Annotated in this window: 25 protein-coding genes; 17 read left to right on the top strand and 8 right to left on the bottom strand. The window is 62.8% G+C overall.

Annotation, left to right across the window (positions count from 1 at the left end; translation table 11 throughout):
• Nucleotides 1-12: 12 nt before the first annotated feature.
• A complete protein-coding gene (locus BTHE68_RS23365; RefSeq protein WP_162068676.1) occupies nt 13-696 on the bottom strand; it encodes a TetR/AcrR family transcriptional regulator in 684 nt (227 codons plus the stop codon).
• Between the two features lie 169 nt (nt 697-865).
• Here BTHE68_RS23365 and BTHE68_RS23360 point away from each other — a divergent pair, with 169 nt between their 5' ends.
• From BTHE68_RS23360 to BTHE68_RS23315, 10 genes are all read left to right on the top strand, one after another.
• Nucleotides 866-2,374: an aldehyde dehydrogenase family protein gene (locus tag BTHE68_RS23360; RefSeq protein WP_162068675.1), complete on the top strand. Its 1,509-nt coding sequence runs from the start codon at nt 866-868 to the stop codon at nt 2,372-2,374.
• 71 nt (nt 2,375-2,445) lie between these two features.
• Entirely contained in the window at nt 2,446-4,119 is a 1,674-nt protein-coding gene (locus BTHE68_RS23355) for a GMC family oxidoreductase (protein WP_162068674.1), read from the top strand.
• An 81-nt stretch (nt 4,120-4,200) separates the two neighbouring features.
• Nucleotides 4,201-5,280: a sugar ABC transporter substrate-binding protein gene (locus BTHE68_RS23350; RefSeq protein WP_162068673.1), complete on the top strand. Its 1,080-nt coding sequence runs from the start codon at nt 4,201-4,203 to the stop codon at nt 5,278-5,280.
• Complete coding sequence (locus BTHE68_RS23345; protein WP_162068672.1) at nt 5,277-6,296, top strand: ABC transporter permease; 1,020 nt, start codon at nt 5,277-5,279, stop codon at nt 6,294-6,296. Before BTHE68_RS23350 ends, BTHE68_RS23345 begins: the two co-directional genes overlap by 4 nt.
• Nucleotides 6,297-6,312: 16 nt before the next feature.
• Nucleotides 6,313-7,812, top strand: a complete 1,500-nt coding sequence (locus BTHE68_RS23340) for a sugar ABC transporter ATP-binding protein (protein ID WP_162068671.1) — start codon at nt 6,313-6,315, stop codon at nt 7,810-7,812.
• 7 nt (nt 7,813-7,819) lie between these two features.
• Nucleotides 7,820-8,779, top strand: a complete 960-nt coding sequence (locus tag BTHE68_RS23335; RefSeq protein WP_162068670.1) for an ABC transporter permease — start codon at nt 7,820-7,822, stop codon at nt 8,777-8,779.
• A 30-nt stretch (nt 8,780-8,809) separates the two neighbouring features.
• Nucleotides 8,810-9,559 carry an electron transfer flavoprotein subunit beta/FixA family protein gene (locus tag BTHE68_RS23330; protein WP_162068669.1) on the top strand — a complete coding sequence of 250 codons (750 nt, stop codon included), beginning with the start codon at nt 8,810-8,812 and terminating at the stop codon, nt 9,557-9,559.
• The gene (locus BTHE68_RS23325) at nt 9,559-10,518 is read left to right on the top strand and encodes an electron transfer flavoprotein subunit alpha/FixB family protein (RefSeq protein ID WP_162068668.1); all 960 of its coding nucleotides are present in this window, start codon (nt 9,559-9,561) and stop codon (nt 10,516-10,518) included. The genes BTHE68_RS23330 and BTHE68_RS23325 overlap by 1 nt, the downstream gene beginning before the upstream one ends.
• 42 nt (nt 10,519-10,560) lie before the next feature.
• Nucleotides 10,561-11,994, top strand: a complete 1,434-nt coding sequence (locus tag BTHE68_RS23320) for an MFS transporter (RefSeq protein WP_162068667.1) — start codon at nt 10,561-10,563, stop codon at nt 11,992-11,994.
• Between the two features lie 19 nt (nt 11,995-12,013).
• On the top strand, nt 12,014-13,051 hold the full coding sequence (locus BTHE68_RS23315; RefSeq protein WP_162068666.1) for a Gfo/Idh/MocA family protein: 1,038 nt from the start codon (nt 12,014-12,016) through the stop codon (nt 13,049-13,051).
• Here the strand turns inward: BTHE68_RS23315 and aroQ are convergent.
• Genes aroQ through BTHE68_RS23285 form a run of 6 tightly spaced genes read right to left on the bottom strand, consistent with a single transcriptional unit; the run spans nt 13,016 to nt 17,331 of the window.
• Complete coding sequence (gene aroQ / locus BTHE68_RS23310; RefSeq protein ID WP_162068665.1) at nt 13,016-13,459, bottom strand: type II 3-dehydroquinate dehydratase; 444 nt, start codon at nt 13,457-13,459, stop codon at nt 13,016-13,018. The two genes, BTHE68_RS23315 and aroQ, sit on opposite strands and share 36 nt — an antisense overlap.
• A gap of 19 nt (nt 13,460-13,478) precedes the next feature.
• Complete coding sequence (gene aroE, locus BTHE68_RS23305) at nt 13,479-14,312, bottom strand: shikimate dehydrogenase (protein WP_162069159.1); 834 nt, start codon at nt 14,310-14,312, stop codon at nt 13,479-13,481.
• Nucleotides 14,313-14,319: 7 nt separating this feature from the next.
• The gene (locus BTHE68_RS23300; RefSeq protein WP_162068664.1) at nt 14,320-15,531 is read right to left on the bottom strand and encodes a CaiB/BaiF CoA transferase family protein; all 1,212 of its coding nucleotides are present in this window, start codon (nt 15,529-15,531) and stop codon (nt 14,320-14,322) included.
• The gene (locus tag BTHE68_RS23295) at nt 15,531-15,989 is read right to left on the bottom strand and encodes a MaoC family dehydratase (RefSeq protein WP_162068663.1); all 459 of its coding nucleotides are present in this window, start codon (nt 15,987-15,989) and stop codon (nt 15,531-15,533) included. Before BTHE68_RS23295 ends, BTHE68_RS23300 begins: the two co-directional genes overlap by 1 nt.
• A gap of 2 nt (nt 15,990-15,991) precedes the next feature.
• A complete protein-coding gene (locus tag BTHE68_RS23290; protein ID WP_162068662.1) occupies nt 15,992-16,384 on the bottom strand; it encodes a VOC family protein in 393 nt (130 codons plus the stop codon).
• On the bottom strand, nt 16,381-17,331 hold the full coding sequence (locus BTHE68_RS23285; RefSeq protein WP_162068661.1) for a ketopantoate reductase family protein: 951 nt from the start codon (nt 17,329-17,331) through the stop codon (nt 16,381-16,383). Before BTHE68_RS23285 ends, BTHE68_RS23290 begins: the two co-directional genes overlap by 4 nt.
• A gap of 91 nt (nt 17,332-17,422) precedes the next feature.
• Between BTHE68_RS23285 and BTHE68_RS23280 the strand changes: the two genes are divergently transcribed.
• A complete protein-coding gene (locus BTHE68_RS23280) occupies nt 17,423-18,334 on the top strand; it encodes a LysR family transcriptional regulator (RefSeq protein WP_502710605.1) in 912 nt (303 codons plus the stop codon).
• A gap of 1 nt (nt 18,335) precedes the next feature.
• On the opposite strand, the gene BTHE68_RS23275 is transcribed toward BTHE68_RS23280, so the two are convergent.
• The gene (locus tag BTHE68_RS23275; RefSeq protein ID WP_174258107.1) at nt 18,336-19,253 is read right to left on the bottom strand and encodes a LysR family transcriptional regulator; all 918 of its coding nucleotides are present in this window, start codon (nt 19,251-19,253) and stop codon (nt 18,336-18,338) included.
• A gap of 89 nt (nt 19,254-19,342) precedes the next feature.
• Between BTHE68_RS23275 and BTHE68_RS23270 the strand changes: the two genes are divergently transcribed.
• The 6 genes from BTHE68_RS23270 to BTHE68_RS23245 all read left to right on the top strand — a co-directional run bounded on the left by BTHE68_RS23270 (nt 19,343) and on the right by BTHE68_RS23245 (nt 25,677).
• Entirely contained in the window at nt 19,343-20,176 is an 834-nt protein-coding gene (locus BTHE68_RS23270) for a shikimate dehydrogenase family protein (RefSeq protein WP_162068658.1), read from the top strand.
• Nucleotides 20,177-20,201: 25 nt separating this feature from the next.
• The gene (locus BTHE68_RS23265; protein WP_162068657.1) at nt 20,202-20,984 is read left to right on the top strand and encodes a sugar phosphate isomerase/epimerase family protein; all 783 of its coding nucleotides are present in this window, start codon (nt 20,202-20,204) and stop codon (nt 20,982-20,984) included.
• Nucleotides 20,985-21,016: 32 nt separating this feature from the next.
• A complete protein-coding gene (locus tag BTHE68_RS23260) occupies nt 21,017-21,376 on the top strand; it encodes a hypothetical protein (protein ID WP_162068656.1) in 360 nt (119 codons plus the stop codon).
• An 83-nt stretch (nt 21,377-21,459) separates the two neighbouring features.
• Nucleotides 21,460-22,074 (top strand): HD domain-containing protein, encoded by a 615-nt coding sequence (locus BTHE68_RS23255; protein WP_162068655.1) that lies wholly within the window; start codon nt 21,460-21,462, stop codon nt 22,072-22,074.
• Between the two features lie 470 nt (nt 22,075-22,544).
• Complete coding sequence (hydA, locus tag BTHE68_RS23250; protein ID WP_162068654.1) at nt 22,545-23,954, top strand: dihydropyrimidinase; 1,410 nt, start codon at nt 22,545-22,547, stop codon at nt 23,952-23,954.
• Nucleotides 23,955-24,177: 223 nt separating this feature from the next.
• Nucleotides 24,178-25,677: an ABC transporter substrate-binding protein gene (locus BTHE68_RS23245; RefSeq protein ID WP_197919740.1), complete on the top strand. Its 1,500-nt coding sequence runs from the start codon at nt 24,178-24,180 to the stop codon at nt 25,675-25,677.
• Nucleotides 25,678-25,741 lie beyond the last annotated feature (64 nt).

Here is a 25,741-nt window from a genome sequence, read left to right as displayed (position 1 = left end):
CGCGCGCAAGCTTCACGGCCGTACGAGCCGCAGGATGGTATCGATATTGAAGTCGAGGCGGCTCTTGAGCGCCGCCTTGTCCATGAAGTCGATGTCGAAGATCACGCCGCTCGTGAAGCGGTTCGTGAGGTAGTAGTAGCCGATCGCGGCCATGGTGATATGCAGTTGCCGCGCATCGACGCCGCTGCGGAACACGCCTGCTGCGACGCCGCGGTCGAGGATGCGCTGGAGCATCGAAATGAAACCCTGATGCAGTTCCTTGAAGCGCGCGGACTTCTTGACGTGCCGCGCGCGATGCAGGTTCTCGCTGTTCACGAGCGTCATGAACTCGGGGTTCTTGAGGTAGTAGTTCCAGGTGTGCGTGGTGAGCGCGACGATCGCGTCCTCGGGGGAGAGATGGTCGAGATCGAGCTTCTGCTCGGCGGAGCGGATGTCGGCGTAGACATCTTCGAGGACCGCGACGAACAACTCCTCCTTGCTGCCGAAGTAGTGATAGATCATCCGCTTGTTGGCCTTCGCGCGTGTCGCGATGGCTTCGACCCGCGCGCCCGCCATGCCGAGTTTGGCGAACTCCTTTTTCGCGGCTTCGAGGATGCGGGCCTTCGTCACCTCCGGGTCCCGTTGTCTGGGCTGACGCGTGACTTCGGCCTCGGCCGTCTTGGATGCGCGTTTCTGCGTGGTGGTGGCGAGGGTCATGTGCGTCGTCGAAATGAGAGTTGGAATGCCGGCAGGCGTTCAGGATGTTAGCGACTATAAACCAAAAATCGGCTTGTAAGGAAGTAACCGGATGGTGCAGAATGCGTTTCGATGACGCGGGGCGGCGTGGACGCCGGACGCACCATGAGAATGTTGAATGGAGACGGATATGAGTGATTTGAGCGAACTGGCAGCCTCGCTGCATCTGCCCGACGAACCGTTGCGCACGCCGATGTTCATCGACGGAAAGGACTATGCGGGTTCATCCGCCGAATGGGTGACGCGCAAGAGTCCGGGCCACGGCGTGGGCGTTACGGCGACGCTACGCGCATCGTCCGGCGATCTCGACGCTGCGGTGGCCGCCGCCCGCCGCGCGTTCGACGACGGTCGCTGGTCACGGCTTTCCGGCGAACAGCGCGCGACGGTCCTGCTGAAAGCGGCGCGCCTGATCCGCGACAACGTGGAGACGCTGGCGTATCTGGAAACGCTCGAAAGCGGCAAGCCGATCGGCCAGTCGCGCGGTGAAGTCACGGCGGCCGCGGGCATCTGGGAATACGCGGCGGGGCTCGCGCGCGTGGTGCACGGCGATTCGCACGACACGCTCGGCCCCGACATGCTCGGGCTGGTACTGCGGCAGCCGGTGGGTGTCGTGGGCATCGTCACGCCATGGAATTTTCCGTTCTTCATTCTTTCCGAACGTCTGCCGTTCGCGCTTGCCGCGGGATGCACGGTCGTCGTGAAGCCTGCCGAGCTGACCTCGACCACGACGCTCAAACTCGCCGCGCTGCTCACCGAAGCCGGTCTGCCCGATGGCGTGGTGAACGTGGTCACGGGTCTCGGTTCGGTGGTCGGTCAGGCGCTCGCCGAACACATGGACGTCGACATGATCTCGTTCACCGGTTCGACGCAAGTGGGCCGTGCGGTACTCGCGGCAGCGGGCGGCAACATGAAGAAGGTCGGCCTCGAACTCGGCGGCAAGAATCCGCAGATCGTGTTCGCCGACGCCGACCTCGACGACGCCGCCGACGCCATCGCGTTCGGCATCGCGTTCAACGCGGGACAGTGCTGTGTGTCGGGCAGCCGGCTCGTCGTGCACCGGTCGGTGGAAGCCGAACTCGTCGAGCGTATCCGCGCGGTGCTCGCCCGCGTGCACACGGGCGATCCGCTCGATGCGTCCAATCATGTCGGCGCGATCGTCGAGGCACGTCAGTTCGACAAGATTCGCGGCTTCATCGATGCGGGCACGCGCGACGGCGCGCAACTCGTGTGCGGCGGCGACGCGAGGAGCGAAGGTGAACGCTTCTTCATCCAGCCGACGGTGTTTCGCAACGTGCAACCCGGCAGCTCGCTCGCGCAGGACGAGATTTTCGGGCCGGTTCTGTCGGTTACGCCGTTCGACAGCTTCGAGGAAGCCATCGAACTCGCGAACGGCGTGCCATACGGTCTCGCTGCAAGCATCTGGACGCGCGATCTGCAAGGTGCGTTCAGGAGTTTGCGCGACGTGCAGGCGGGCCGCATCTGGGTCAATTGCACGATCACCGGCGGTCCGGAAATGCCCATCGGTGGATTCAAGCAATCGGGTATCGGTCGCGAGACGGGGCGCTATGGCGTCGAGGAATACACGGAGATCAAATCCGTGCATGTCCAACTCGGCAAGCGGGCGCGCTGGATCGCGTAGGGCACGTTCCGGAGAGAGCGACGCGCAAAGGCCACGCGCGACTCGTGGCGAACAAGGAATCGGAGACAGCAATGTATGACTATGTGATCGTGGGCGGTGGCGCGGCGGGCTGTGCGCTCGCGGCCCGTCTGAGCGAAGACGCGAGCAGCCGTGTGCTGCTGCTCGAAGCCGGTCCCGCCGATACCGACCCGTACATCCATATGCCGGTCGGCTTCTTCAAGATGACCGGCGGCCCGCTGACCTGGGGCTATCGCACGGTGGCGGCGGCGGAAACGCAACGGCGCGAGATTCCGTTCGCGCAGGGGCGTGTGCTCGGCGGCGGCGGTTCCATCAACGCGATGGTCTATACGCGCGGTCAGCCCGCCGACTACGACGCCTGGGAACGCGAAGGCTGCACCGGCTGGGGCTTTCGCGACGGCGTCCTGCCTTATCTGCGCCGCATGGAAGACAACGAGCGCCTGTGCAACGAATATCACGGGGTAGGCGGACCGCTCGGTGTATCCGATCTCATCAGCGTCAACGAACTGACCAAGGCCTTCGTGCTCGCCGGTCAGGAAGCGGGCCTGCCGTACAACAGCGATTTCAATGGCGCGCAGCAGGAAGGCGTCGGCGTGTATCAGGTCACGCAACGCGGCGGACGGCGCTGCAGCGCGGCGGTCGGCTATCTGCAACAGGCGCGCTCGCGCAGCAATCTCACCGTGAAGACGAACTGTCTCGTATCGCGCATCGTGATCGAGAACGGGCGCGCGGTGGGCGTCGAATATGCCGATCAGAACGCGCGCTCGAATGTGATCGTGGCGCGCGCCGAGCGCGAGGTGATCGTGACGGCCGGTGCGATCGGCTCGCCGAAGATGCTGATGCTCTCGGGCATCGGCCGCGCGGCGGATCTCGAGCGTGCGGGCATCAAACCCTTGCACGCGCTCGATGGCGTCGGCGCGAATCTGCAGGATCACTTCGACATCGATATCGTGTACGAGCTCAACGGCCCGTACAGTCTCGACAAGTACGCGAAGAAGCACATGATGCTGCTCGCCGGCCTCGAATACAAAATGTTCAACAAGGGGCCGGTGACGTCGAACATCGCGGAAGGCGGCGCGTTCTGGTACTCCGGCAGCGATGTGCCGACGCCCGATCTGCAGTTCCACTTCCTGCCCGGCGCTGGCGTCGAAGCGGGCGTGCCGCCGGTGCCTTCCGGTTCGGGCTGCACGCTCAACTCGTACTTCCTGCGCCCGAGAAGCCGCGGCAGCGTGACGCTCAACAGCGCCGATCCCGCCGACGCACCGGTCATCGATCCCGCCTACATTCGCGATCCTTACGATCTCAAGGTGGCGGTCGAAGGCATCCGTCAGAGTCGCGAGATCATGAGCCAGAAGGCGTTCAGCAAGTACATCAGGAGCGAGCACTTTCCGGGCGGCTCGGTGCGCACGCAGGCGCAATACGAGGAATACGCGAAGCAGTACGGGCGCACGGGTTATCACCCGGTCGGCACCTGCAAGATGGGGATCGACGAGATGTCGGTGGTCGATCCGCAATTGCGCGTGCGTGGGATCGAAGGCTTGCGGGTGGCGGATTCATCGGTGATGCCGCGCATCGTCAGCTCCAACACCAATGCGCCGACGCTGATGATCGCGGAGAAGGCCTCCGACCTGATTCGCGGACTCGTCGCGGCGCCGATGCCGCTGACGGGTCAACTGGCGGCGCACGCTGGCCGCTCGATGCGCGACGCCAGCGCGACCGTGGCGTAGGCGCCCGAAGGGTCCGGCATCACCGGATTCTTCAGGCAATAAATAACTATCCGTATATTTATTATATTGGTGGGAGACATCATGTCGAATCAAGCTCAACGCGCGGTCTTTTCGCGCCGGGATTTCATGAAGCTCGGCGCCGGGGCGGCGTTCGCGATGGCCGGCGGCGGCCTCTCGCGCCTGTCGCTCGGCGCGGACAAGACGACGCTTGCCTGTTCGTTTCGCTCGCTGACCAATCCGTACCACGCCGCGTTCAACAAGGGCGCGCAGAGCTTTGCGGCGAGCGTGGGCCTGCCTTATGTGCCGCTCACGACCGAAGGCAGTTCCGAGAAAGGCATCGCCGATATTCGCGCACTCCTGCAGCGCACCAACGGCAATCTCGTGCTCAACGTCGATCCGAACGATTCCGCCGATGCGCGCGTGATCGTCGAGGCCTGCTCGAAAGCGGGCGCGTTCGTGACGACGATCTGGAACAAGCCGAAAGATCTGCATCCGTGGGACTACAACCCGGACTACGTCGCGCATCTTTCCTACGATGGCGTCGCCTACGGCGAGGAAGCCGCGACGCAACTCTTCAAGGCGATGGGTGGCAAGGGCGGCGTCGTCGCGCTCGGCGGCATCTTCAGCAATGTCCCCGCGATCGAGCGCAAGGCGGGTCTCGATGCCGCGCTCAAGAAGTTTCCCGACATCCAGTTGCTCGACTTCCAGGTCGCCGACTGGAACTCGCAGAAGGCGTTCCCGATCATGCAGGCCTGGATGACGCGCTTCAACGCGAAGATCAAGGGCGTATGGGCCGCCAACGACGACATGGCGCTCGGCGCGATCGAGGCGTTGCGCGCGGAAGGGCTGGCCGGCCAGATGCCGGTGACGGGCATGGACGGCACGCCGCCCGGACTTGCCGCGATCAAGGCGGGCGAGCTGATCGCATCGGTCGACTGGGACCCGTACTGGCTCGGCGGCATCGGCCTGTCGATGGGACTGCAGGCGAAGGACAAGAAGATCGACGTGGCGGCCCTGCCGAAGGACCGGCGCGAAACGTATTGCAAGGCCACGTTCGTGACAAAGGCGAACGTGCAGGACGTCATCAAGCGCGCCGCCGCACCCGGCGGTGACTGGAACAACCTCTATGCCCGCGTGGCGGGTCCGGTGGTGTATCGATGAACAAGCTGACCGTAGCGCCCACCCGGCAGGCCGTACGCATAACAACAACCGGGACTCCGAAGGTATCGAAGCAGGCTCTGCTGCGACGATTCGCACCCGTTCTGGTGCTGGTGGCGCTCGGTCTTTGCATCGGCGCGCTGAACCACGACTTCTTCGATCCGATGAACCTGTCGCGCATCGCGGTAGGCGCGGCGATTCCGCTGACGATCGCGCTCGGTGCCGCGTTCGTGATCCAGCTCGGCAGCATCGATCTTTCGGCGGAAGGCATCGTCGCGGTGGCGGCGATCGCGGTGTCGATGCTGGTCGAGAACTCGTACAACGATAACCACTACGGGCTATGGGTGCTCGCCGTGGCGATCGTGGCGGGCGTGCTGCTGGGTTTCGCCAATGGCGCGCTGCATGTGTTCCTGCGGATTCCCTCGTTCATCACGACGCTGTCCATTGGCTTCGTGGCGACGGGCATCGGGACCGCGTGGCTGTCCGGGAACACGATCCGCGTCAGCGATCCGCTGCTGCGCGCGATTTCGATCACACGCTATTTCGGCCTGCCTCTGTCGGTGTGGATCGCGGTGCTGATGCTGGGACTCGCGTGGTTTGTCTATAAGCACACGCTGCTCGGCCGGCATACGCTGGCGATCGGCGGCGGCGAGGACCTCGCGCGCCTGAGCGGCGTGCGCGTGCCGCGCGTGCGCATCGCGGTGTTCGCGCTGGCCGGTGCTTTCTATGGCGTCGCGGGCATCCTCGCCGTCGCGCAGTACGGACAGGGCCACGCGCGCATCGCCGATGGGCAGTTGTTCGTCGCCATCACCGCAATCGTGGTCGGCGGAACGTCGCTCGCGGGCGGCAACGGCAGCCCGATGAACACGCTGATCGGCACGCTCATCGTCATCGTGCTCGGCAACGGCATGGTGCTGCTCGGTGTTCCGCCGTACGTGCAGCAGGGCATTCAGGGCGTGCTGATCATCGCGGCAGTGACGCTCGCGCTGAATCGTTCGCGCCGCCGCATCGTCAAGTAAGCGTGAGGAGATGAACATGCTGTCACTCAGGAATGTCACCAAGCGCTTTCCAGGCGTGCTCGCGCTGGACGACGTATCGATCGACGTGCGGCCCTATGAGATCGTCGGTCTGATCGGCGAGAACGGTGCGGGCAAGTCCACGTTGATGAAGCTGCTGACGGGCGCGTATCGCCAGGATGCGGGCGATATCACGCTCAACGGCAAGCCGCTTGCGATCCGCAATCCGCGCGATGCGACCGCCAAAGGCATCGCGATGGTGTATCAGGAGCAGTCGATCCTGCCGAACCTGACGGTCGCCGAGAACCTTTTCCTCGGCCGCGAGGAGGAGTTCGTTCGCTTCGGCCGCATGAACTGGAAGAAGCTCAGGCAAGCGGCGAGAAAGGAACTGGCAACCGTGCGTCTGGACATCGATCCGCTGACGCTCTGCGAAGACATGTCCTTCGGTCAGCGGCAGATGGTCGAACTCGCGCGTGCGCTCTCGCTCGCCAGCCGCACGGGCGGCACGCCGATCATCCTGCTCGACGAGCCGACCTCCGTGCTCGAAGCGGGCGAGATCGAGATTCTCTTCGGGCTGGTGCGTGAGCTGAGATCGCGCGCCTCGTTCGTGTTCGTCTCGCATCGGCTGGATGAACTGCTGTCACTGAGCGATCGCGTGTATGTGATGAAGGATGGCAAGGTCGTGTCGGAGATGGCGTCGGGCACTGCGTCGGTGGCGAAACTGCACGAACTGATGGTGGGCCGTTCGCTGCATGGCGAGTACTACCGCGAAAACCTCCAGAAGCCGTGTCGAGAGGAAGTGGCGCTGTCGGTGCGTCACGCATCGCTCGGTCATGTGCTCGACGACGTGTCCTTCGATGTCCACTGTGGCGAAGTCTTCGGCGTCGCGGGTGTGGTCGGGTCGGGGCGCGAGGAACTGTGCCGCGTCATCGCCGGACTCGAAAAGCTCGATCGAGGCGAAGTGCTGGTCGGCGAAACGCGTCTGAAGCCACAGGCGAACCATGCCGTTGCGCTGGGCATCGGTTACGTGCCGCGCGAACGCAAGGTCGAAGGCCTCGTCACGCAAATGAGCGTCGCGCAAAACCTCACCTTGCCGCGTCTTGGCGCGGTCAGCCGTGGCGGCATCGTGAAGAAGGCGAACGAGCGCGCGTTCGCCAACGAGTGGATTCAACGCCTGCACATCAAGACACCGGGCGCCGATGCTTCCTGCCGCAATCTCTCGGGCGGCAATCAGCAGAAGGTGGTGCTGGCGAAATGGCGCTTCGCGGGCAGCCGGATTCTCGTGCTCGATCATCCGACGCGCGGACTCGATGTCGGCGCGAAAGAAGAGGTCTATCAGCTGATCCGCGAACTGACGGCGGAAGGCGTCGCCGTCGTCCTGACCGGCGACACGCTCGAAGAGATTCTCGGCCTCAGTCATCGCGTGATGGTGATGCGCGATGGCCGCGCCGAGAAGATCCTGCCGTGCGAAGTCGGGCACAAGCCTTCGCAGGTCGAAATCGTCGAACACATGGTCTGAGGTCAACATGCCACAACTGAACGCACCCCTCGCGGCGAAGTTGCGCGACAACGCGCCGTTTCTCGCACTCATCGTGCTCTATGTCCTGATCGAGATCGCGCAGCCGGGCTTTTTCGCGCCATCGACGCAACTCGGCCTGCTCGCCGATAGCTCGACCCTGTTCATCATGGCGGCGGGCACGACCTTCGTCGTTCTGCTCGGCAGCATTGATCTTTCGTTGCAGGCGGTGGCGTCGCTGTCGAGCGTGATCGTCGCGATGTTGCTGCCGCGCTATGGCGCGCTGGCGGCGGTCGTCGCGCTGGCGGCTTCGTTCGGCATCGGACTGTTGAGCGGCGTGATCCAGACCGTGTTGCGCATCCCCTCGTTCATCGCGACGCTCGCGGTCGGCGGGATTGCATCGGCGGCGGCGCTGACGCTCTCTGGCACGCGCTCCATCGGCATCAGCGACGAGATGCGCAATGCGTCGCTCGGCTGGACGACGGGCACGTCGTTCGGCGTGCCGCATGAAATCCTGCTCGGCGTCGCGGTGTTTCTGTTCTGCGTGTTCCTGCATCGCTCGACGGTGTTCGGCCGGCGTACCGATGCGATCGGCGCGGGCGAGCCGGCGGCGATCGCGTCGGGGGTGCGCGTGTCTGTTACCAAGTGCCTCGTGTTCGGCACTTCGTCGTTCTTTGCGGGACTGGCGGGCGTGGTGATGGCGGGTCGGCTGGGAAGCGGTTCGCCCACGCTTGCCGATCAGTTCCTGTTGCCGGCGATTGCGGCCGTGATCGTCGGCGGCACTGCGCTGACGGGCGGCGCGGGTGGCATCGGCCGGACGCTGGTCGGTGCGCTGCTGGTGTCGGTGGCGCGCGTGGGGATGACCTTCGTCGGCATCAGCGTGTTCGCGCAGCAGATCGTGTTCGGGCTGATTCTGATCGTCGCTGTCACGGTGGCGTTCGATCGTTCGAAGGTGTTGATCATCAAGTGAGTGTCGATTTCGTCGAAGGAAGATTGGGTCATGAAAATTCTGGTACCGGTGAAAAGAGTGGTGGACTACAACGTGAAGGTCCGAGTGAAGTCGGACAACACGGGTGTCGATATCGCCAACGTGAAGATGTCGATGAACCCGTTCGACGAGATCGCTGTTGAAGAAGCGGTGCGTCTCAAGGAAGCGGGTGTTGCGACGGAAGTGATCGCTGTGTCGTGCGGCGTGACGCAGTGTCAGGAGACGTTGCGCACGGCGCTGGCCATCGGCGCGGATCGCGCTGTGTTGGTGGAATCGTCGGAAGAGTTGCAGCCTTTGGCCGTAGCGAAGTTGTTGAAGGCCCTGGTCGATCAGGAGAAGCCGGAACTGGTCATCCTCGGCAAGCAGGCCATCGACGACGATTCGAATCAGACCGGTCAGATGCTCGCGGCGCTCGCGGGTCTGCCGCAGGCGACGTTCGCATCGAAGGTCGTGGTCGCGGATGGCAAAGCGACGGTATCGCGTGAAGTCGATGGCGGCGCGGAGACGCTTTCCCTCAAGCTTCCCGCCGTGGTCACCACGGACCTGCGCCTGAACGAGCCGCGCTACGTGACGCTGCCGAACATCATGAAGGCGAAGAAGAAGCCTTTGACGACGGTGAAGCCCGCCGATCTGGGCGTCGATGTCGCGCCGCGTCTGAAGACGTTGAAAGTGGTCGAGCCGCCGAAGCGCAGCGCGGGCATCACGGTGCCGGACGTGCAGATGCTGGTGGAAAAACTGAAGAACGAAGCGAAGGTAATCTGATGACGATTCTTGTTATTGCGGAACACGACGCCCCGAAGGAAGCCCCCTTTGGGGGCAACGCGTCGATCAAGGCATCGACGCTGAACACGGTGGCAGCGGCGGCGAAGATCGGCGGCGATGTGCACGTGCTGGTCGCGGGCTCGAACGCGCAAGGCGCGGCGGATGCGGCAGCGAAGATCGCAGGCGTAAGCAAAGTGCTGCTCGCCGATGCGCCTCACCTCGCCGAAGGCCTGGCCGAGAACATTGCAGCCACGGTGCTGACTATCGCGAAGGATTACTCGCACATTCTCGCTCCGGCGACGGCTTACGGTAAGAACATCGCCCCGCGTATCGCGGCGCATCTGGATGTCGCGCAGATCAGCGACATCACCGCCGTCGACAGCGCCGACACCTTCGAGCGCCCGATCTATGCGGGCAACGCGATCGCCACCGTGCAATCAAGCGATCCGATCAAGGTGATCACGGTTCGCGCAACCGGCTTCGATCCGGTCGCAGCGGAAGGCGGTAGCGCATCGGTCGAAAAGATCGAAGCCGCCGCCGATGCGGGCCTCTCGCAGTTCGTGAGCCGCGAAGTGACGAAGCTCGATCGTCCGGAACTGACGAGCGCGCACATCATCGTGTCGGGTGGTCGCGGTCTGGGCAGCGGCGAGAACTACACGAAGACGCTGGAACCGCTCGCGGACAAGCTCAACGCGGCGCTGGGCGCATCGCGTGCGGCGGTCGATGCGGGTTACGTTCCGAACGACTATCAAGTCGGTCAAACCGGCAAGATCGTCGCGCCGCAACTGTATGTGGCGGTCGGCATCTCGGGCGCGATCCAGCACCTGGCGGGCATGAAGGATTCGAAGGTCATCGTCGCGATCAACAAGGATCCCGAAGCGCCGATCTTCAGCGTCGCGGATTATGGGCTGGCGCAGGATCTGTTCGAAGCCATTCCAACGTTGACGGCGCTCGTCTGACACGTCGATCACGCGAAACGATCCACCACTTCGGAGACATGCATGGCCACACGAAACAATAACGAGCCGAGACACAGACACCAGTCGAAGAAAGCCGCTGCCAGCGGCTGGATTGGCTCGACGCTGGAGTACTACGACTTCTTCATCTACGCGACGGCGGCATCGCTGATCTTCCCGCAGATATTTTTTCCGCAGAACGATCCCAAGATCGCCATCGTCGCATCTCTGGCGACCTATGGCGTGGGCTACGTCGCGCGTCCGATCGGCGCGCTCGTGCTGGGGCACCTCGGCGATACCCACGGGCGCAAGTTCGTGCTGATCCTGTGCATGTTCATGATGGGCTTCTCGACCATGGCCGTCGGCCTGCTGCCGACCTATGCGCAGCTGGGCCTGTGGGCGCCGGCAGGGTTGGTCGCGATGCGCCTGATTCAGGGCTTCGCGGTGGCCGGCGAAATCGCGGGCGCCAGCTCAATGGTTCTGGAGCACGCTCCGTTCGGCCGGCGTGGATTTTTCGCGAGCTTCACCCTGCAGGGTGTACAGGCTGGCCAGATTCTGGCGGCGGCGGTGTTCCTGCCACTCGCGCACTACCTGCCGAAGGATGCGTTCAATGTCTGGGGCTGGCGCATACCGTTCATCCTGAGCTTTTTCATCATCGTCGCGGGTTACTACATTCGCCGCGATGTCGATGAGACACCGGCCTTCGTCGAAGAGGGCGAGCAGGGCGAGATTGCCCGGTCGCCGATCTTCCAGGCGTTCACCGATAGCTGGGCGGATATGTTGCGCGTCGCCTGCATGTCATTGACGACCGTTATTCCCGTGGTGGCGACGATCTTCGGTGCGGCATATGCCGTGCAGCCCGCTTATGGCATCGGCTTCCATACGGACGTCTATCTCTGGATTCCGGTACTCGGCAATCTTCTGGCGGTGATACTGATTCCCTATGTCGGCAATCTGTCGGACAAGCTCGGCCGCAAGCTCCCGACGATCGTCGGCGCGCTCGGCTCCGGCCTGCTTTCGTTCGGGTATCTCTACGCCATCAGCATCCACCACGCGCCGCTGGCGATCGTCATGGCGCTGCTGATGTGGGGCGTCGCATATCAAGGCTTCAATGCTGTCTTTCCGAGTTTCTATCCCGAGTTGTTCCGCACGCGCAATCGCGTGACGGGCGTAGCGATCGGCCATAACACCGGAATCACCATCGCGGCGCTGATGCCTGCCCTGTTCGTCGCCGTGGCGCCTCCCGGCGGAACGGCCAACATTCCGCTCACCATCGGCGCGATCACGCTGGCGGCGACGATCATCGCGGCAATGGCGGCGCTGACTGCGCGGGAGACTTATCGCATCCACCTGAACGATCTGGGCAAACGCGGTGGCGTTCCTGTCGGCCATGGGGATTATCATCGGATACGCGCGCAGACGCTGGCCGACGCGAAAGCGGCCAAGGCGGAGCGTTCGACCGTTGCGCCGGAAACGTAAAATTTTCGAGGACATCTCGATGCACAGGATTCGAATCGCAATCGTCGGCGCTGGATTGGCGGCGACGCCTCACGCGCTTGCGCTAAATGAATTGCGTGACGAGGTGGAGGTTGCAGCCGTCGTCGGCCGTTCGCCGGAACGGGTGGCTCACTTTGCCGGCACGCATGGGTTTCCCGCTGGCGCGTCCTTCGATGCGATATTGAAGGACGCGACCATCGACGCCATACTCGTGCTCACGCCGCCGAACACGCATCTCGAACTGGTCGAACAGGCCGCTGCGGCGGGCAAGCACGTGCTGCTCGAGAAGCCGCTCGATATATCGATGTCGCGCGCAACGCGCATCGTCGATGTCTGCCGTACAGCGGGCGTCAAGCTCGGCGTAGTGTTTCAGAACCGCTTTCGTCCCGCCGTGCGACGGCTTGCGGAACTGAGCGCGAGCGGCGCGCTTGGTCCGATCGCCTGCGCCGGCCTCGATCTGCGCTGGTGGCGGCCGCAATCCTATTACGACGAGCCTGGCCGCGGCACTTATGCGCGCGATGGTGGTGGCGTGCTGATGACGCAGGCGATTCATTCGCTCGACATTCTCCTGTGGCTCGCGGGAGAGGTGTCAACCGTCGTGGCGGCGACGGCGACAACGGCATTGCACAAGATGGAAGCCGAAGACTTCGCGAGCGCCGCGCTGACCTTCGAAAGCGGCGCTGCGGGTCACGTGCTGGCGACGACGGCTGCGTTCCCGGGCTTTCCCGAGCGCATCGAGCTGACCGGCGAAAACGGAACGGCGACGCTCGAAGGCGGGCACTTGCGCGTGTTTTTCCGCGATGGACGCACCGACGAGTTTCGCGATCCTTCATCGTCCGGATTTGGCGCGAAGCCGATGGACTTTTCACACGCCGCGCATCGCGACCTGATGAAGAATTTTTGCGATGCCATTCGCGAGGACCGCGAACCCGGCGTCACCGGCGATGACGCGCTGCGCGTGCAGCGTTTGATCGAACGCATTACCGCGCCCGTGGCTGATACTTCACGTGTGCTTGCCCCGAGCGACCGCCGCCCTTAAAGCCAGCAGATAGCTCTCCAGACCAAAGCCGCAGATCTGCCCATCGACCACTTCCGCGAACACGGAGTGATGCCTGAATGGTTCGCGTGCGTGGATGTTGGACATATGCACTTCCACGACCGGGCAGGTGAGAATCGCCAGCGCATCGCGGATGCCGTAGCTGTAGTGCGTCCATGCTCCGGCGTTGATCAGCACGGCGTCGCGGCGTTCCTCGAAGGCTCGGTGAATGCGCTCGCACATCGCCCCTTCGCTGTTGCTCTGAAACGATTCGACCTGCACGCCGAGTTCAGCGCCGAGGGACTGCAAACGGGCATCGATTTCGGCCAGCGTGATCGTTCCATACTGCGCGGGATCGCGCTTGCCGAACATGTCGTGATTGATGCCGTGAAGCATCAGGATCTTTTTCATTTGCCGTTTCCTTGCACGTTCAATCGAGAGGTACCGTAAGTCGGTCGATCACCGCCCGCGTGGCGGGCCGCACGCCGCGCCACCAGTCGAAGGCTTCCGCCGCCTGTTCCACCAGCATCCCCACGCCGTCCGCGATGCCACCCACGCCCGCGTTGCGCGCGAGGCGCAGAAAGGGCGTCAGGCGTTTCCCATAGGCAAGTTCGTAGGCCGCGCCTTCAGGGCTGAAGACGCTCGGAGGCACGGGCGGCAGATCGCCCGTGAGACTCGCCGATGTCGCGTTGACTACCAGATCGAAGCGTCCTTTCGCCTCCAGATCGCCATATCCGCAAGCGGAAATCGGACCACGCGCGCTCACCTGCGCCGCGAGCGCACGGCCCTTGGCGATGTCGCGATTCACCAGGATCACCTCGGCCGGACGAGCGGCGAGGAACGGCAGCAGCGCGCCCCGCACCGCGCCGCCCGCGCCGAGTATCAGAGCGCGCTTGCCGGCCATCGGCAGGCCGAGATTGACTTCGATATCGCGCACGAGCCCGATGCCATCGAAATTCTCCGCGATGATGCGTCCGTTCTCGAACTTCATCGCGTTGACGGCGCCCGCGAGCGCCGCGCGCTCGCTGCGTTCGTCGGCCATGGCGAAGGCCTTGAGCTTGAAGGGCGCCGTGACGTTCATCCCGCGGCCACCCGATGCAGCGAATGCACGCACGGTTTCAGCAAACGCCTGTTCGGGTTCCAGCGGTCCTTCGATGGCCGTATAAGCCATGTCCTGCCGTGTCTCCTCCGCAAAGATTCCATGAATGAGAGGAGATTTGGTGTGTCCGATCGGATTGCCGATCACAGCATAGTGGTCCGTCATCATGGCCTCACTTTGAAAACAGCACGCCTGCGGTCTGCATGGCGTCGATCTCCGCGGGTCCGAAGCCCAGCGATCGCGCCACTTCTGCGTTGTGCTGACCGAGGTCCGGCCCGACGTCGCGAATCGTCGTGTCGCAGTCGGAGAAGCGGAACGGCAGGTTCGGCAGGCGCAGCGTTCCGAAGCGCGGATGCTGTTGCTCGACCACCATGCCGCGCGCGACGATCTGTGGATCGGCGAGCACTTCGTCGATGCGCTGCACCTTGGCGCAAGGCACATCGACGCTGTCGAGCAGTTCGAGCACCTGTGCGACCGGCCGCGCCGCTACCCAGGGCTTCACGACCGACAGTATTTCCACGCGATTGGCATTGCGCCCATTGAGGGTGTGGAAGCGCGCGTCGGCGCCGAAGCCTGCCGGTCCGCCGTGCGTTTCGACGAGCGCGGCGAAGCGCTTCCACGCGTCGTCGACCTGCGCGGCGATGACGAGATCCGCGTCGGCGGCGCGGAACACGCCGTAGAGCGTCGAGGTGGGCATGTCGTGGCCCGTCTGTTCGGGCAGGATGCCCTGCATCGTGTAGCACTGCACTGCGTATTCGTGCATCGACACGAGCGTGTCATAGAGCGCCATGTCGATGTGCTGGCCCCGGCCGCTTGTCACGCGACCGAGCAGCGCGGCGTTGATCGCGGCGACCGCGTGGATGCCGGTGTACATGTCGCCGAGCGAAATGCGCATCAGCGGCGGCGGCGAACCGGGCTCGCCGATCATCTGCATGATGCCGCTCTTCGCTTCGGCGATGAGACCAAAGCCCGCGCGATGCGCATCCGGCCCGGTGTGTCCGTACGCGGAGATCGAGCAATAGACGAGGCGCGGATTGCGCGCGCAAAGCGCTTCATAGCCGAGGCCGAGCTTGTCGAGCGCGCCTGGCCGGTAGTTTTCGATGAACACGTCCGCCGAGTCGCACAGACGCTGCATGAATTCCTTGCCGCGCGGATCCTTCATGTCGACGCTCACGCCGCGCTTGCCCATGTTGAGCTGCAGGAAATAGGCGCTTTGCTGGTCGTCGAGGACGGTGGCGTGCTGGCGTCCAGCGTCGCCGTTGCCGGGACGCTCGACCTTGATGACTTCCGCGCCGAGCGCCGCGAGACAGCGTCCGACATAAGGGCCGGCGAGAAAGTGGCTGTAGTCGACGACGCGCAAACCTTCGAGTGGACGGGCCTGCATCAGAACGCTCCCGGACGGCGCGGCACCATCAGTCGATGCTCGCCGCGCTGGACGACCTGGCCGTCCTGGTTGATCAGCTCGGACGGCAGCACGACGATGCCCCAGTCCGGACGGCTCTTGCTCGCGCGCATCGCGCCGACGCGGAACTTCACGTGCAGCACGTCGTTGACCTTGATCGGCAGCAGGAAGTCCCACGTCCAGCCGAGCGACATGCCCGGCAGGAAGCGATATTCGCTTTGCGTCTTGAGTCCGTCCGCGATCGACAAGCCGAACAGACCGTGCGCGACGATCGAACCGAAGTGGCTGGCGTTCGCATAGTCCTCGTCGACGTGCACCGGCGTGTGGTCGCCCGTGAGGTCCGCGTACGCCAGGATGCGTTCTTTCGTGACCGTGTAGGTGGGGCTGCGGCATTCGTCGCCTTCGCGGGCGTCGTCCCAGTATTTCTCGATGATGTTCATGGTCACGCCTCCGCGCGTGGATTGATCGCCAGCGCTCGTGCGACGCACGCGGCGGGTTTCGCCTGAATCAGTTCGACCGCGAGACCATCCGGCAGTCGCAGCCAGTTGCGTCCCTGCGGCATTTCGGTGACGCCGAACGCTTGCGCGGCGGCGAGCGCGGCGTCGAGGTCTTCGCACATCACGCCGAGATGCGCGAGCCGGCCTTCGGGACCTTCGTAGCGCGGATCGTGGATGAACTGCAGGCCCCCGAGCGTCCAGTACTGGCGCGGTGATTCGAGAGTCCCGTCCACTTCGCGCATGGACATGCCGAGCACTGCTTCGAAGAAGCGAATGTGCCAGTGGATGTCCTTCACCCAGATCGCGACGTGTTCCAGATACGCTTTTGAGCCGCTCATGCTGTCGCTCCTTCGCGTTGCCGGTCCGTCATCGCACGCTCGATGCCCTTGATACATGCGACCAGGGTCGAATTGACCGGCGTCGGCACGCCGAGCCGTTCACCCCAGCGCACGACCGCGCCGTTGATGAAGTCGATCTCCGTAACCGATCCTTTTTCCAGGCTTTGCAGCATGGAGGTCTTGAACTCGGGCGCGAGTCCTTCGGCTGCGAGATTCCAGGCCTGTTCCGCATCGGTCATCGATAGCCTGATGCCCGCTGCCTTGGCCGCCGCCATCGCTTCGGCCACGGCGGCGAGCGCGGTCGCCTTCAGGGCAGGCTCCTGATATAGCTGGCCGTACGTGAGACGCGTGATGCCGGTCACCGCGCCCGTCGCGACATTGATCAGCAGCTTGTCCCACATCGTGCCGAGGATGTTGTCGCTGACCTGCGTTGCGAGACCCGATGCGTTGAACGCGTCGGCGATGGCCTTTACCCGGCGCGTGAGCTGACCATCGAGTTCGCCGATGTAGGTGAGTTTTCCGCTTACGCCGCGCTGGATGTGGCCCGGTGCGCGCAGTACGCCTCCGACATACGTCTTGCCAGCCAGCACGCGCTCCCGCCCGACGATGTCGGCGAGCACGACTTCGTGGCCGAGGCCGTTCTGCAACGACAGCACCAGCGTGTCGGGGCCGATGAGATCGAGCGCGCCGCGCATCGCCGAATCCGTGTGAAAGGACTTGACCAGCACGACCACCAGATCGACGGCGCCGACTTCGGCGGCGCGTGTCGCAGCCTGTACTTTGACGCGCCGGGAACCATCGGCATCGTCGACTTGCAGGCCGTCGCGGCACATCGCCCCGACGTGTGCCGGCGAGCGGTCGATGAGCCAGGTCTCGTGCCCGCCCTCGGTCAGTGTGGAACCGATGGCGCAGCCCAGCGCGCCGGCTCCCAGAATTGCGATCTTCATTGGCGTCTCCCGATGTGTTGACGCAACGATAGAAGTCGCCGTTCATCATGGCAATGCAATGACTACAATGATGTCATTGCGTTTCGTAATAATGGCCGTGACCCCGACCGAACTGCCCGACCTGAAGCTGCTGCAGCTTTTCGACCTTCTGTACGACACGCGCAATGTCACGCGTGTGGCGGAGCAGCTCGGGCAGAGCCAGCCGACGATCAGCATCTGGCTCGGGCGTCTGCGCGAATTCCTGCAGGATCCCTTGTTCATCCGCACGCCGGGCGGCATGGCGCCGACGCCGCAGGCAGACGCATTGATCGGCCCCTGCCGCGAAATTCTCGAATCGCTGCGGCGCTTTGCTGCGTGGGAAATCGCGTTCGATCCCGCGACCGCGAAGCGCCGGTTTCGCATCTGCATGACCGATGCGAGCCACATCACGCTGCTGCCGCGCATGCTGGCGCATATCCGTGCGCAGGCGCCGGGCGTTCGTCTGGAGGCCGCGAGAATAGACGGGAACACCGAACGGGCGCTGGAATCCGGCGAGGCGGATCTTGCGATCGGCCATGTGCCGTGGCTGAGCGGCGGCATCTACCAGCAGCAGTTGTACACGCAGGACTGGGTGTGTCTGACGAACCGGCATCACCCGCGTGTGCGCGCGAAACTCGGCGTGAAGCAGTACCGCGCGGAGGGACATGTCGCGATCGCGGCGGGGACGGGCGCCCAGTTGCTCGAGCAGGCGCTCGTGCTGGCGCAGGTTCAGCGGGACATCGTGCTGGAGTTGCCGGGCTTTCTCGGCCTCGGAGCAATCATCCAGACGACGGACCTGATCGCCACGCTGCCGCGGCATATCGGCCAGACGCTCGCGAAGGTCAATGACCTGTCGATCCATCCGTGTCCGATTCCCGTGGAAGGCTTTGCCGTGCGGCAGCACTGGCACGCCAGATATCACCACGAACCGGGCAATCGCTGGTTGCGCGAAACGGTGGCGCAGTTGTTCAGCAGCTTGCGCTGAGTCACGCCTTCCACAGCGCGAACTCGCCCTTCGAGAGTTCCTGCTTGAGAAAATCGATGCAGACGCGCACCTTGGCCGACTGCGCCGCGCGTGCCGCGGACATCGCCCAGACGTCCGCTGGCTGCTCCCACGCGGGCAGCACGCGCTCCAGCGAGCCTTCCGCGAGCGCCCGCGCCACATATGACTGCCCGACCATCACGATGCCGTGACCATCGCGGGCCCAGCGGAGCACTACGTCGCTGTGATTCGACGCAAGCGGCCCGGTGACTTTCACCGTGCTCCAGCCGCCCGGCCCGAGCAGACGCCACACGCCGAACGGCTCGTCGCGCTCGCGAAAGACGAGACAGTCGTGTTGCGCGAGTTCATCGACGCTCTTCGGCCGGCCGTGCGCGTCGAGGTAAGCGGGCGCCGCGCACAGCACGCGCGGACTGACGGCAATGTGATGCGCGATCAGCCCGGGATCCTGCACCGCGCCCACGCGGATGTCGAGATCGAAACCTTCGTCGACGAGATTGACGCGCCGGTCGACCAGTTCCAGCCAGATTTCGAGTTCGGGATAGCGCTTCTTCATCAGCGAGACGATCGGCGCGATGTGGCTGCGCCCGAGGCGCTGGCTCGAACTGATGCGCAGCGACCCCTGGGGATTTACCCGCAGACTGGAGAGGTCGTCGCGCATGGCATCGACGTCCTGCAGGATGGCGCGCGCCCAGCGAACGACCGTTTCGCCATCGGTAGTGAGCGACACACGGCGCGTCGTGCGATGCAGCAGCTTCACGCCGAGCGTCTTTTCCAGCAAGGCGATGCGCTTGCTGACGTGTGTTTGCGAATTGCCGAACTCATGCGCGGCCGCCACGAAACTCAACCGGCGCGCGACTTCGCAGAACAAACGGAGATCGCCGAGCATCGGTTCATTGAGCATGATGTGGTGATTATGGAGTGCTGGATCGAATAATAATAGTTTGAATCGGCGATAGTAACCTCCGGTCATGCTTTGAAACGGAGACAAGCATGATCAATGGCAATACCGGGCTCATCGCACATATCGGCTATCCGACGCACGCCTTCAAGTCGCCGATGATCTACAACCCTTACTTCGAGCATGCCGATGTGGATGCCGTCGTCGTGCCGATGGGTTGCAAGGCCGAGCATTACGCGGCCTTCCTCCGCTCGATCTTCACGCTGGAAAACATGCGTGGCGCGCTCATTACGATGCCGCACAAGGTGAGCACGGTCGGCTTGCTCGACGACGCCACGCCCACCGTGAAGATCGCCGGATCGTGCAATGCGGTGCGGCGCGCGGACGACGGGCGGCTCATCGGTGACATGTTCGATGGCGAAGGCTTCGTGCGTGGCGTGCGCCGCAAAGGATGCAAGCTCGAAGGCGCGCGTGCGCTGGTCGTGGGCTGCGGTGGCGTGGGGTCGGCGATCGCGGCATCGCTGGCTGCGGCGGGCGTGGCCTGGCTCAGCCTCTTCGATGCGCGGGCCGAATCGGCGCAAGGGCTGAAGGCGCGCCTCACGACTCACTACCCGAGACTCGAAGTCACGACAGGCAGCAACGACCCGGCCGGTTACGACCTCGTCGTCAATGCGACCCCGATGGGCATGAACGACGGTGATCCATTGCCCGTCGATGTAGCGCGCATCGCGCCCGAGACCTTCGTCGGCGAAGTCGTGATGAAGACCGAAATGACGGCGTTTCTCAAGTCCGTGCAGGCGCGCGGCTGCCGTTTTCAGGTGGGCTCGGACATGCTGTTCGAGCAGATTCCCGCTTACCTCGAATTCTTCGGCTTTCCGACGACGACGCCGGAAGTGCTGCGCTCGGTCGCGAAGCTGAGCTATTGATTTCACCAAAAACCAAGGATATCTAATGAACGAGATGCCACGATTCGGCTGGTGTGGACCCTTGCAGAACGCCGCGCTGATGAAAGAGGCCGGCCTCGATTACATCGAGGCCCAACTCGTGCCGATGACACTCGAAGACGATGCGTCTTTCGGCGATGCCAAAGCGCGCATCGTCGATTTGCCCTTGCCCGCGCTCGCGTTCAGCTATCTCTTTCCGCACGATGCGCGCATCGTAGGTCCCGAGAAGGACGAGCGTCGGAATCGCGCGTACTTCGATCGCGTGGTGGAACTTCTCACGCTGGCGCGGGCGCGCGTCGTCGTGCTCGGCAGCGGCTGGACGCGCAACATTCCGGAAGGCTGGACGCAGGCTCAGGCCGAAGATGAATTTCTGACGACGCTCGCATGGTGCGCCGATGCACTCCAGGGCAGCGGCGCCACGCTCGTGATCGAGCCGTTGAACCGCAAGGAATCGAATCTGGTGAACAGCGTTGCCGATGGCGCGCGGCTTGCCAAAACGTTGAATAGAAATGAAGTGCGCGGCCTTGCGGACTTCTATCACATGGACGAAGAAGCCGAGCCGCTCGATGAAGTGCGCGAGCACTGCGCATGGCTCGCGCACATTCATCTGGCCGACACCGGGCGGCTGAATCCGGGCACGGGCTCGTACGACTACTCGACGTTTTTCGGGCATCTCAAGGCGAGCGGCTATCAGGGCCTGCTCAGCGCCGAATGCGGTTTCAAGGGTGAACCACTCGCATCAGTGCGCGAGAGCGCGGCGTTTCTGCGCGCAGCGTGGGACGCGGCATAACGCTGAACCGATCTCACCGGAGGAGACAAGACATGGATATCGCCATCGATGGCGGGACGGCTACCGACCGCGCCGCGAGTAAGTCGGCCAGGCGCCTCATACCCTTTCTGCTTTTGATGTACGTGCTCGCGTTTCTGGATCGCGCGAACGTCGGCTTCGCGAAACAGGCCTTGCACGATGTCGTCGGCATCTCCGATGCGGCGTTCGCCTTTGGCGCCAGCATCTTTTTCATCGCCTATGTGCTGCTCGAAATCCCGAGCAATCTCGCGAGCTTCGGATCCAGCGTGGCCGGAGTGATTCTGCTGAGCGGTGTGGTCGTGCTGGCGGCGCTGCTGTTCATCGGCGCGCGGCGCTCTTCGCCGCCGGCGGTTGCGAAGGCCGTTCACACTTGAAGCTAGCTTATATAATTGCCCGCGTTCCCGACGGCTTTCGCTTCGCGCCGGAAACAGTTTTCAGCCGAAAAGGAATGCGCCATATGACTCATTCGTCCCCTGATGAAATCGCACGCCAGCTTGCCTTCCTCGTCGAGCTGGACAAGCTGAAGTCGATCATGCGGCAATCGCCGCTGATCGATCAGAGCAGAAAGGAGAACTCCGCGGAGCACTCCTGGCATCTGAGCATGTTTGCGCTCGTTCTCTCATCGCATGCGAAGGATCTTGATGCCCTTCGCGTCGTCAAGCTTTTGCTGGTTCACGATATCGTCGAGATCGACGCCGGGGATCATCCGATACATTCGGCCAGTGGTAACGACGCGCTGGTCCAGCAAGCTGAACAGGATGCAGCCGAGCGTATCTTTGGGCTATTGCCCGAACACCAGGGGCGTGAAATGCTCGAACTCTGGCGCGAGTTCGAGGCGGCGCAAACGCCCGAGGCCATCTTTGCCAAGGCACTGGATCGATTGCAGCCGCTGCTGATCAATACATTGTCGAACGGTGGAACGTGGACGGAGAATGGCGTTACGCAACAGCAGGTGATGGAACGGTACGGACCGGTGATCGCGCGTGGTTCACCGATTCTGTGGGAGGCAGCAAGCAAGCTCGTCAGTGAATATTTTGCCGAAGCTGGTCGGAGTCAAAGCGGCCAACGGTAGGCATTGACTCCCCAAGTCAAGCCCGTAAAAAGCGTCCCGGATCGCCCCTAGCGGCGATGCCGGGACGCTGTCCTTTCAGAGACCATTCCGTTCACGACAGTTCTCCGCCGCTTCGTTCGCATTGGACAGTGAGGAAGCCGAATCAATGGATCTGAGGTCATCAGACCGCTGAAACGAATCGGCGCTGCAATTACCGTTTGCAGGCTTCTCACCCACGCGTCATGTGCTGGTCGCAGACCGCGCGCGCCGGCGCGCTCGCCCGGCACGACTATTTCCCCGCAGACCGATACATCGGGTTTGCACCAATTGCGCACTTAATGCGCTGATTTGAATATTCATTTCATGTCAACAAGAATGTAGACAAGAAATGTCGAGTCAAATGTTGACGATAGGTGTTGACGGAATTTTGACGCGGTACATTCGCTGCAAGTCGATACTCCATGCAACCTTTCCGAACGCAAGGACGAGCAATGCCGAAAGCATTCGATCTGGTGGTTCGAAACGCTCACGTAGCCACGGCCAGTGATACGTTTCGTTCCGACATCGGCATCAAAGACGGCGTGATCACGAACCTGGGGTTTTCATTGCCCGAGGGTGAGCGCGAGCTGGATGCCAATAACCGTGTCGTGACGCCGGGCGGCGTGGATGGACACTGCCATCTGGATCAGGTCATTCCGCCTCCGGCCAGAATGGCCGACGACTTCTTCTCGGGCACGAAATCCGCTGCGTGCGGCGGGACGACCACGGTCATCCCTTTCGCCGCGCAGCAGAAAGGCCAGTCCTTGCGTGCCGCGGTCGAGGAGTATCACCGCCGAGCCGAAGGACGCGCGACCGTCGATTACGGATTCCATCTGATCGTGGTCGATCCGACGGCTGATGTAGTTGCGAAAGAACTGCCGCAGTTGATCGAAGAGGGGTACACGTCGTTCAAGATTTATATGACTTACGACGACCTCAAGTTGAACGACCGCCAGATGCTCGACGTGCTCGCGGCGGCGCGTCGCCATGGCGCGATGACGCTGGTCCACGCGGAAAATTCGGAATGCATCGGGTGGCTGACGGAAAGCCTCGTGAACAACGGGCTCACGGCGCCGCGCTATCACGCGAATGCCCGACCCATGCTGGTGGAGCGTGAAGCGACGCATCGTGCCATCAGCTTCGCGGAACTCGTCGATGTCCCCATTCTCATCGTGCATGTTTCCGGCCGCGAGGCAGTCGAGCAGATTCAATGGGCGCGAAATCGCGGGATGAACATTCTGGCGGAGACTTGTCCGCAGTATCTTTTCCTCACTGCTGAAGACCTTGGCATCGACGACAGCTATCAGGGCGCGAAGTGTGTATGCAGTCCGCCGCCGCGCGACTCCGCGAATCAGAACGTCATATGGAGAGGGCTGGCGGACGGCACGTTCACCATTCTCTCTTCCGACCACGCCCCCTTTTCCTTCGATGATGAAGCGGGAAAGCACCCCAACGGGGAGCAGGTTGCGTTTCCCTACATCCCGAACGGCATCCCTGGGCTCGAGACCCGGCTGCCGCTGCTGTACACCGAAGGCGTACTGGAGGGACGCATTTCGCTGAACCGGTTTGTCGAATTGACTGCCACGAATCCCGCCAAGCTTTACGGCCTGCATCCAAAGAAAGGGACGATTGCGATCGGCGCCGATGCAGACCTCGTCATCTGGGATGAAGTCGAACGGACGTTGACGAATGACATGTTGCATCACGCCGTCGACTATACGCCCTATGAAGGACGCAGAATCCGCGCGTGGCCGGCTTTCACGCTTTGCCGTGGGAGGGTTGTATGGGACGGAAAGGACTTCACAGGCAAGGCGGGCGAGGGCAAGTTTCTGCGCCGCGGACTGCCGACGCTGCGCCGCTGACGTCAATGAATGGATTTGAATACCAAGTAGATTCGATAATAGTTAGCTATACATATCAACGTAACCGATAACTGGACGTGAGGCCAATATGATGAAAGAAATCACCAACGTATCTGCTGATTTACGGTCGAGTCGAAGTCCGCGTGGCATCGCGCTGGCCAGCGTAGCCCTTGTCGCGTTGTTCGGTGCCGCCGTACCGGCTCACGCCCAGAACAACAATTCGGTGCTGGTGGTAGCCGGTCCGCGTACGCCCGAGTCGCTGGATCAGGAGTACCCGCCGACCGAAGCCAGTCACGAAGCGCGGCGCAATATCTTCGAGCGGCTTCTGACTTACGAGATGAAGTCCGGCGAAGGTGGCGTCATGGTCGAAAACTTCGACAAGCTCAAGGGCGCGCTCGCCGAGTCCTGGCAGACGTCACCGGACAAGACGTCCATCACGTTTCACTTGCGAAAGGGCGTGAAGAGCGCGGCAGGCAACACGCTCAACGCGGACGATCTCATGTGGACCTTCGAGCGGGGATGGAACCTGAAGGCAAACTTCCACTGGTATATGACCCAGGTGCTGAAGATTCAGGACTTCAAGTCCGCATTCCAGAAAGTCGACGACCAGACCGTGAAGGTCACGCTGCCGAAGCCGTCGCCGCTCATCGAACGAATCTGGGTCAACAACGACCTCGGCATTCTCGATTCCGTGGAAGCCAGGAAGCACACGACGTCCGAGGACCCCTGGGCCTCGCGCTGGCTGTCGAGTCATTCCGCCTCTTTCGCGCCGTATCAGGTGACGAAATATTCGCCGGGACAAGAGGTCGTGTATGAAGCGAACCCGAACTACTATCGCGGCGCGGCGAAGATTTCGAAGGTGATCTTCCGCGAGATGCCGACATCGGCCAATCGGCTGGCCGCCCTGCAGGCGGGCGCCGTGGACGTTGCTGAATGGCTTCCGCCACGGGAGCTGAACACGCTCTCCAGCATTCCGACGGTGAAGGTCTGGAAGGTGTACGGCAACTATGTGCAGCGCGTGGAAATGAATAACAACACGCCTCCGTTCAACAACGAAAAGGTGCGGCAGGCGCTGAACTATGCCGTGCCTCGCGATGAAATCCTCAAGTCGATCTTCTATGGCACGGCGCGCCCGACGAAAAGCCCCATCTCGGAGATCTACCCGGCTTATACGGACAAGTACTTCGACTACAGCAACAACATCGAAAAGGCGAAGGCGCTTCTGAAGGAAGCCGGTTTCGAGAAGGGCTTCAAGACTCAGCTGGGTTACCCGACGGGCGACCAGACTGAAGAGGAGCTCGCAATCGTGTTGAAGACCGCCTTTTCCAGGATCGGCGTCGATGTCGAGTTGCAGAAGCTGCCTGCTTCGACGCTCGTCGAGCGCTATTCGAAAGGAACGATCCCAATGTACTTCTTCCGCGACATGGCGATCGTCCCGGACGCGGGATATGTCGCCAATCTCTGGCTCAATAGCGCGTCGCTGATCAATTATTCGCATTACAAGAATCCGGAAGTCGATCAGCTGATCAACGAAAGTCTTTCGTCGACAGACGAGCCGAAGCGCAAGACGCAGATGGAACGGGTGCAGCAACTGGTGATGCAGCAGGCTCCGTGGGTCTTTCTCATCAATCCCGGATACCAGCTTGCGACGCGAAACAACGTGAAGGGCTACAGCTGGAACACGACGAACGGGAATACCTGGTACGACTTCTCGAAAAACTGATGGGCCGGGGCCGCCGGCCCCTCTTCAATTCGATGAAAGTGAGGCAACAATGGCGCTGATATCG

The organism is Burkholderia sp. THE68 (assembly GCF_009938265.1).
GTDB lineage: Bacteria > Pseudomonadota > Gammaproteobacteria > Burkholderiales > Burkholderiaceae > Caballeronia.
The sequence above is the reverse complement of the archived record's forward strand: the minus strand, read 5'-3'. Positions and strand labels throughout refer to the sequence as shown.

What these genes read in the sequence shown, in the direction of transcription:
- hydA (WP_162068654.1), top strand. Translation starts at nt 22,545, where the DNA reads ATGCCGAAAGCATTCGATCTGGTGGTTCGAAACGCTCACGTAGCCACG.
- BTHE68_RS23325 (WP_162068668.1), top strand. Translation starts at nt 9,559, where the DNA reads ATGACGATTCTTGTTATTGCGGAACACGACGCCCCGAAGGAAGCCCCC.
- BTHE68_RS23340 (WP_162068671.1), top strand. Translation starts at nt 6,313, where the DNA reads ATGCTGTCACTCAGGAATGTCACCAAGCGCTTTCCAGGCGTGCTCGCG.
- BTHE68_RS23315 (WP_162068666.1), top strand. Translation starts at nt 12,014, where the DNA reads ATGCACAGGATTCGAATCGCAATCGTCGGCGCTGGATTGGCGGCGACG.
- BTHE68_RS23330 (WP_162068669.1), top strand. Translation starts at nt 8,810, where the DNA reads ATGAAAATTCTGGTACCGGTGAAAAGAGTGGTGGACTACAACGTGAAG.
- BTHE68_RS23270 (WP_162068658.1), top strand. Translation starts at nt 19,343, where the DNA reads ATGATCAATGGCAATACCGGGCTCATCGCACATATCGGCTATCCGACG.
- BTHE68_RS23285 (WP_162068661.1), bottom strand. Translation starts at nt 17,331, where the DNA reads ATGAAGATCGCAATTCTGGGAGCCGGCGCGCTGGGCTGCGCCATCGGT.
- BTHE68_RS23360 (WP_162068675.1), top strand. Translation starts at nt 866, where the DNA reads ATGAGTGATTTGAGCGAACTGGCAGCCTCGCTGCATCTGCCCGACGAA.
- BTHE68_RS23355 (WP_162068674.1), top strand. Translation starts at nt 2,446, where the DNA reads ATGTATGACTATGTGATCGTGGGCGGTGGCGCGGCGGGCTGTGCGCTC.
- BTHE68_RS23280 (WP_502710605.1), top strand. Translation starts at nt 17,423, where the DNA reads ATGGCCGTGACCCCGACCGAACTGCCCGACCTGAAGCTGCTGCAGCTT.
- BTHE68_RS23345 (WP_162068672.1), top strand. Translation starts at nt 5,277, where the DNA reads ATGAACAAGCTGACCGTAGCGCCCACCCGGCAGGCCGTACGCATAACA.
- aroE (WP_162069159.1), bottom strand. Translation starts at nt 14,312, where the DNA reads ATGACGGACCACTATGCTGTGATCGGCAATCCGATCGGACACACCAAA.
- aroQ (WP_162068665.1), bottom strand. Translation starts at nt 13,459, where the DNA reads ATGAAAAAGATCCTGATGCTTCACGGCATCAATCACGACATGTTCGGC.
- BTHE68_RS23350 (WP_162068673.1), top strand. Translation starts at nt 4,201, where the DNA reads ATGTCGAATCAAGCTCAACGCGCGGTCTTTTCGCGCCGGGATTTCATG.
- BTHE68_RS23255 (WP_162068655.1), top strand. Translation starts at nt 21,460, where the DNA reads ATGACTCATTCGTCCCCTGATGAAATCGCACGCCAGCTTGCCTTCCTC.
- BTHE68_RS23335 (WP_162068670.1), top strand. Translation starts at nt 7,820, where the DNA reads ATGCCACAACTGAACGCACCCCTCGCGGCGAAGTTGCGCGACAACGCG.
- BTHE68_RS23365 (WP_162068676.1), bottom strand. Translation starts at nt 696, where the DNA reads ATGACCCTCGCCACCACCACGCAGAAACGCGCATCCAAGACGGCCGAG.
- BTHE68_RS23275 (WP_174258107.1), bottom strand. Translation starts at nt 19,253, where the DNA reads ATGCTCAATGAACCGATGCTCGGCGATCTCCGTTTGTTCTGCGAAGTC.
- BTHE68_RS23320 (WP_162068667.1), top strand. Translation starts at nt 10,561, where the DNA reads ATGGCCACACGAAACAATAACGAGCCGAGACACAGACACCAGTCGAAG.
- BTHE68_RS23295 (WP_162068663.1), bottom strand. Translation starts at nt 15,989, where the DNA reads ATGAACATCATCGAGAAATACTGGGACGACGCCCGCGAAGGCGACGAA.
- BTHE68_RS23290 (WP_162068662.1), bottom strand. Translation starts at nt 16,384, where the DNA reads ATGAGCGGCTCAAAAGCGTATCTGGAACACGTCGCGATCTGGGTGAAG.
- BTHE68_RS23300 (WP_162068664.1), bottom strand. Translation starts at nt 15,531, where the DNA reads ATGCAGGCCCGTCCACTCGAAGGTTTGCGCGTCGTCGACTACAGCCAC.
- BTHE68_RS23265 (WP_162068657.1), top strand. Translation starts at nt 20,202, where the DNA reads ATGAACGAGATGCCACGATTCGGCTGGTGTGGACCCTTGCAGAACGCC.
- BTHE68_RS23260 (WP_162068656.1), top strand. Translation starts at nt 21,017, where the DNA reads ATGGATATCGCCATCGATGGCGGGACGGCTACCGACCGCGCCGCGAGT.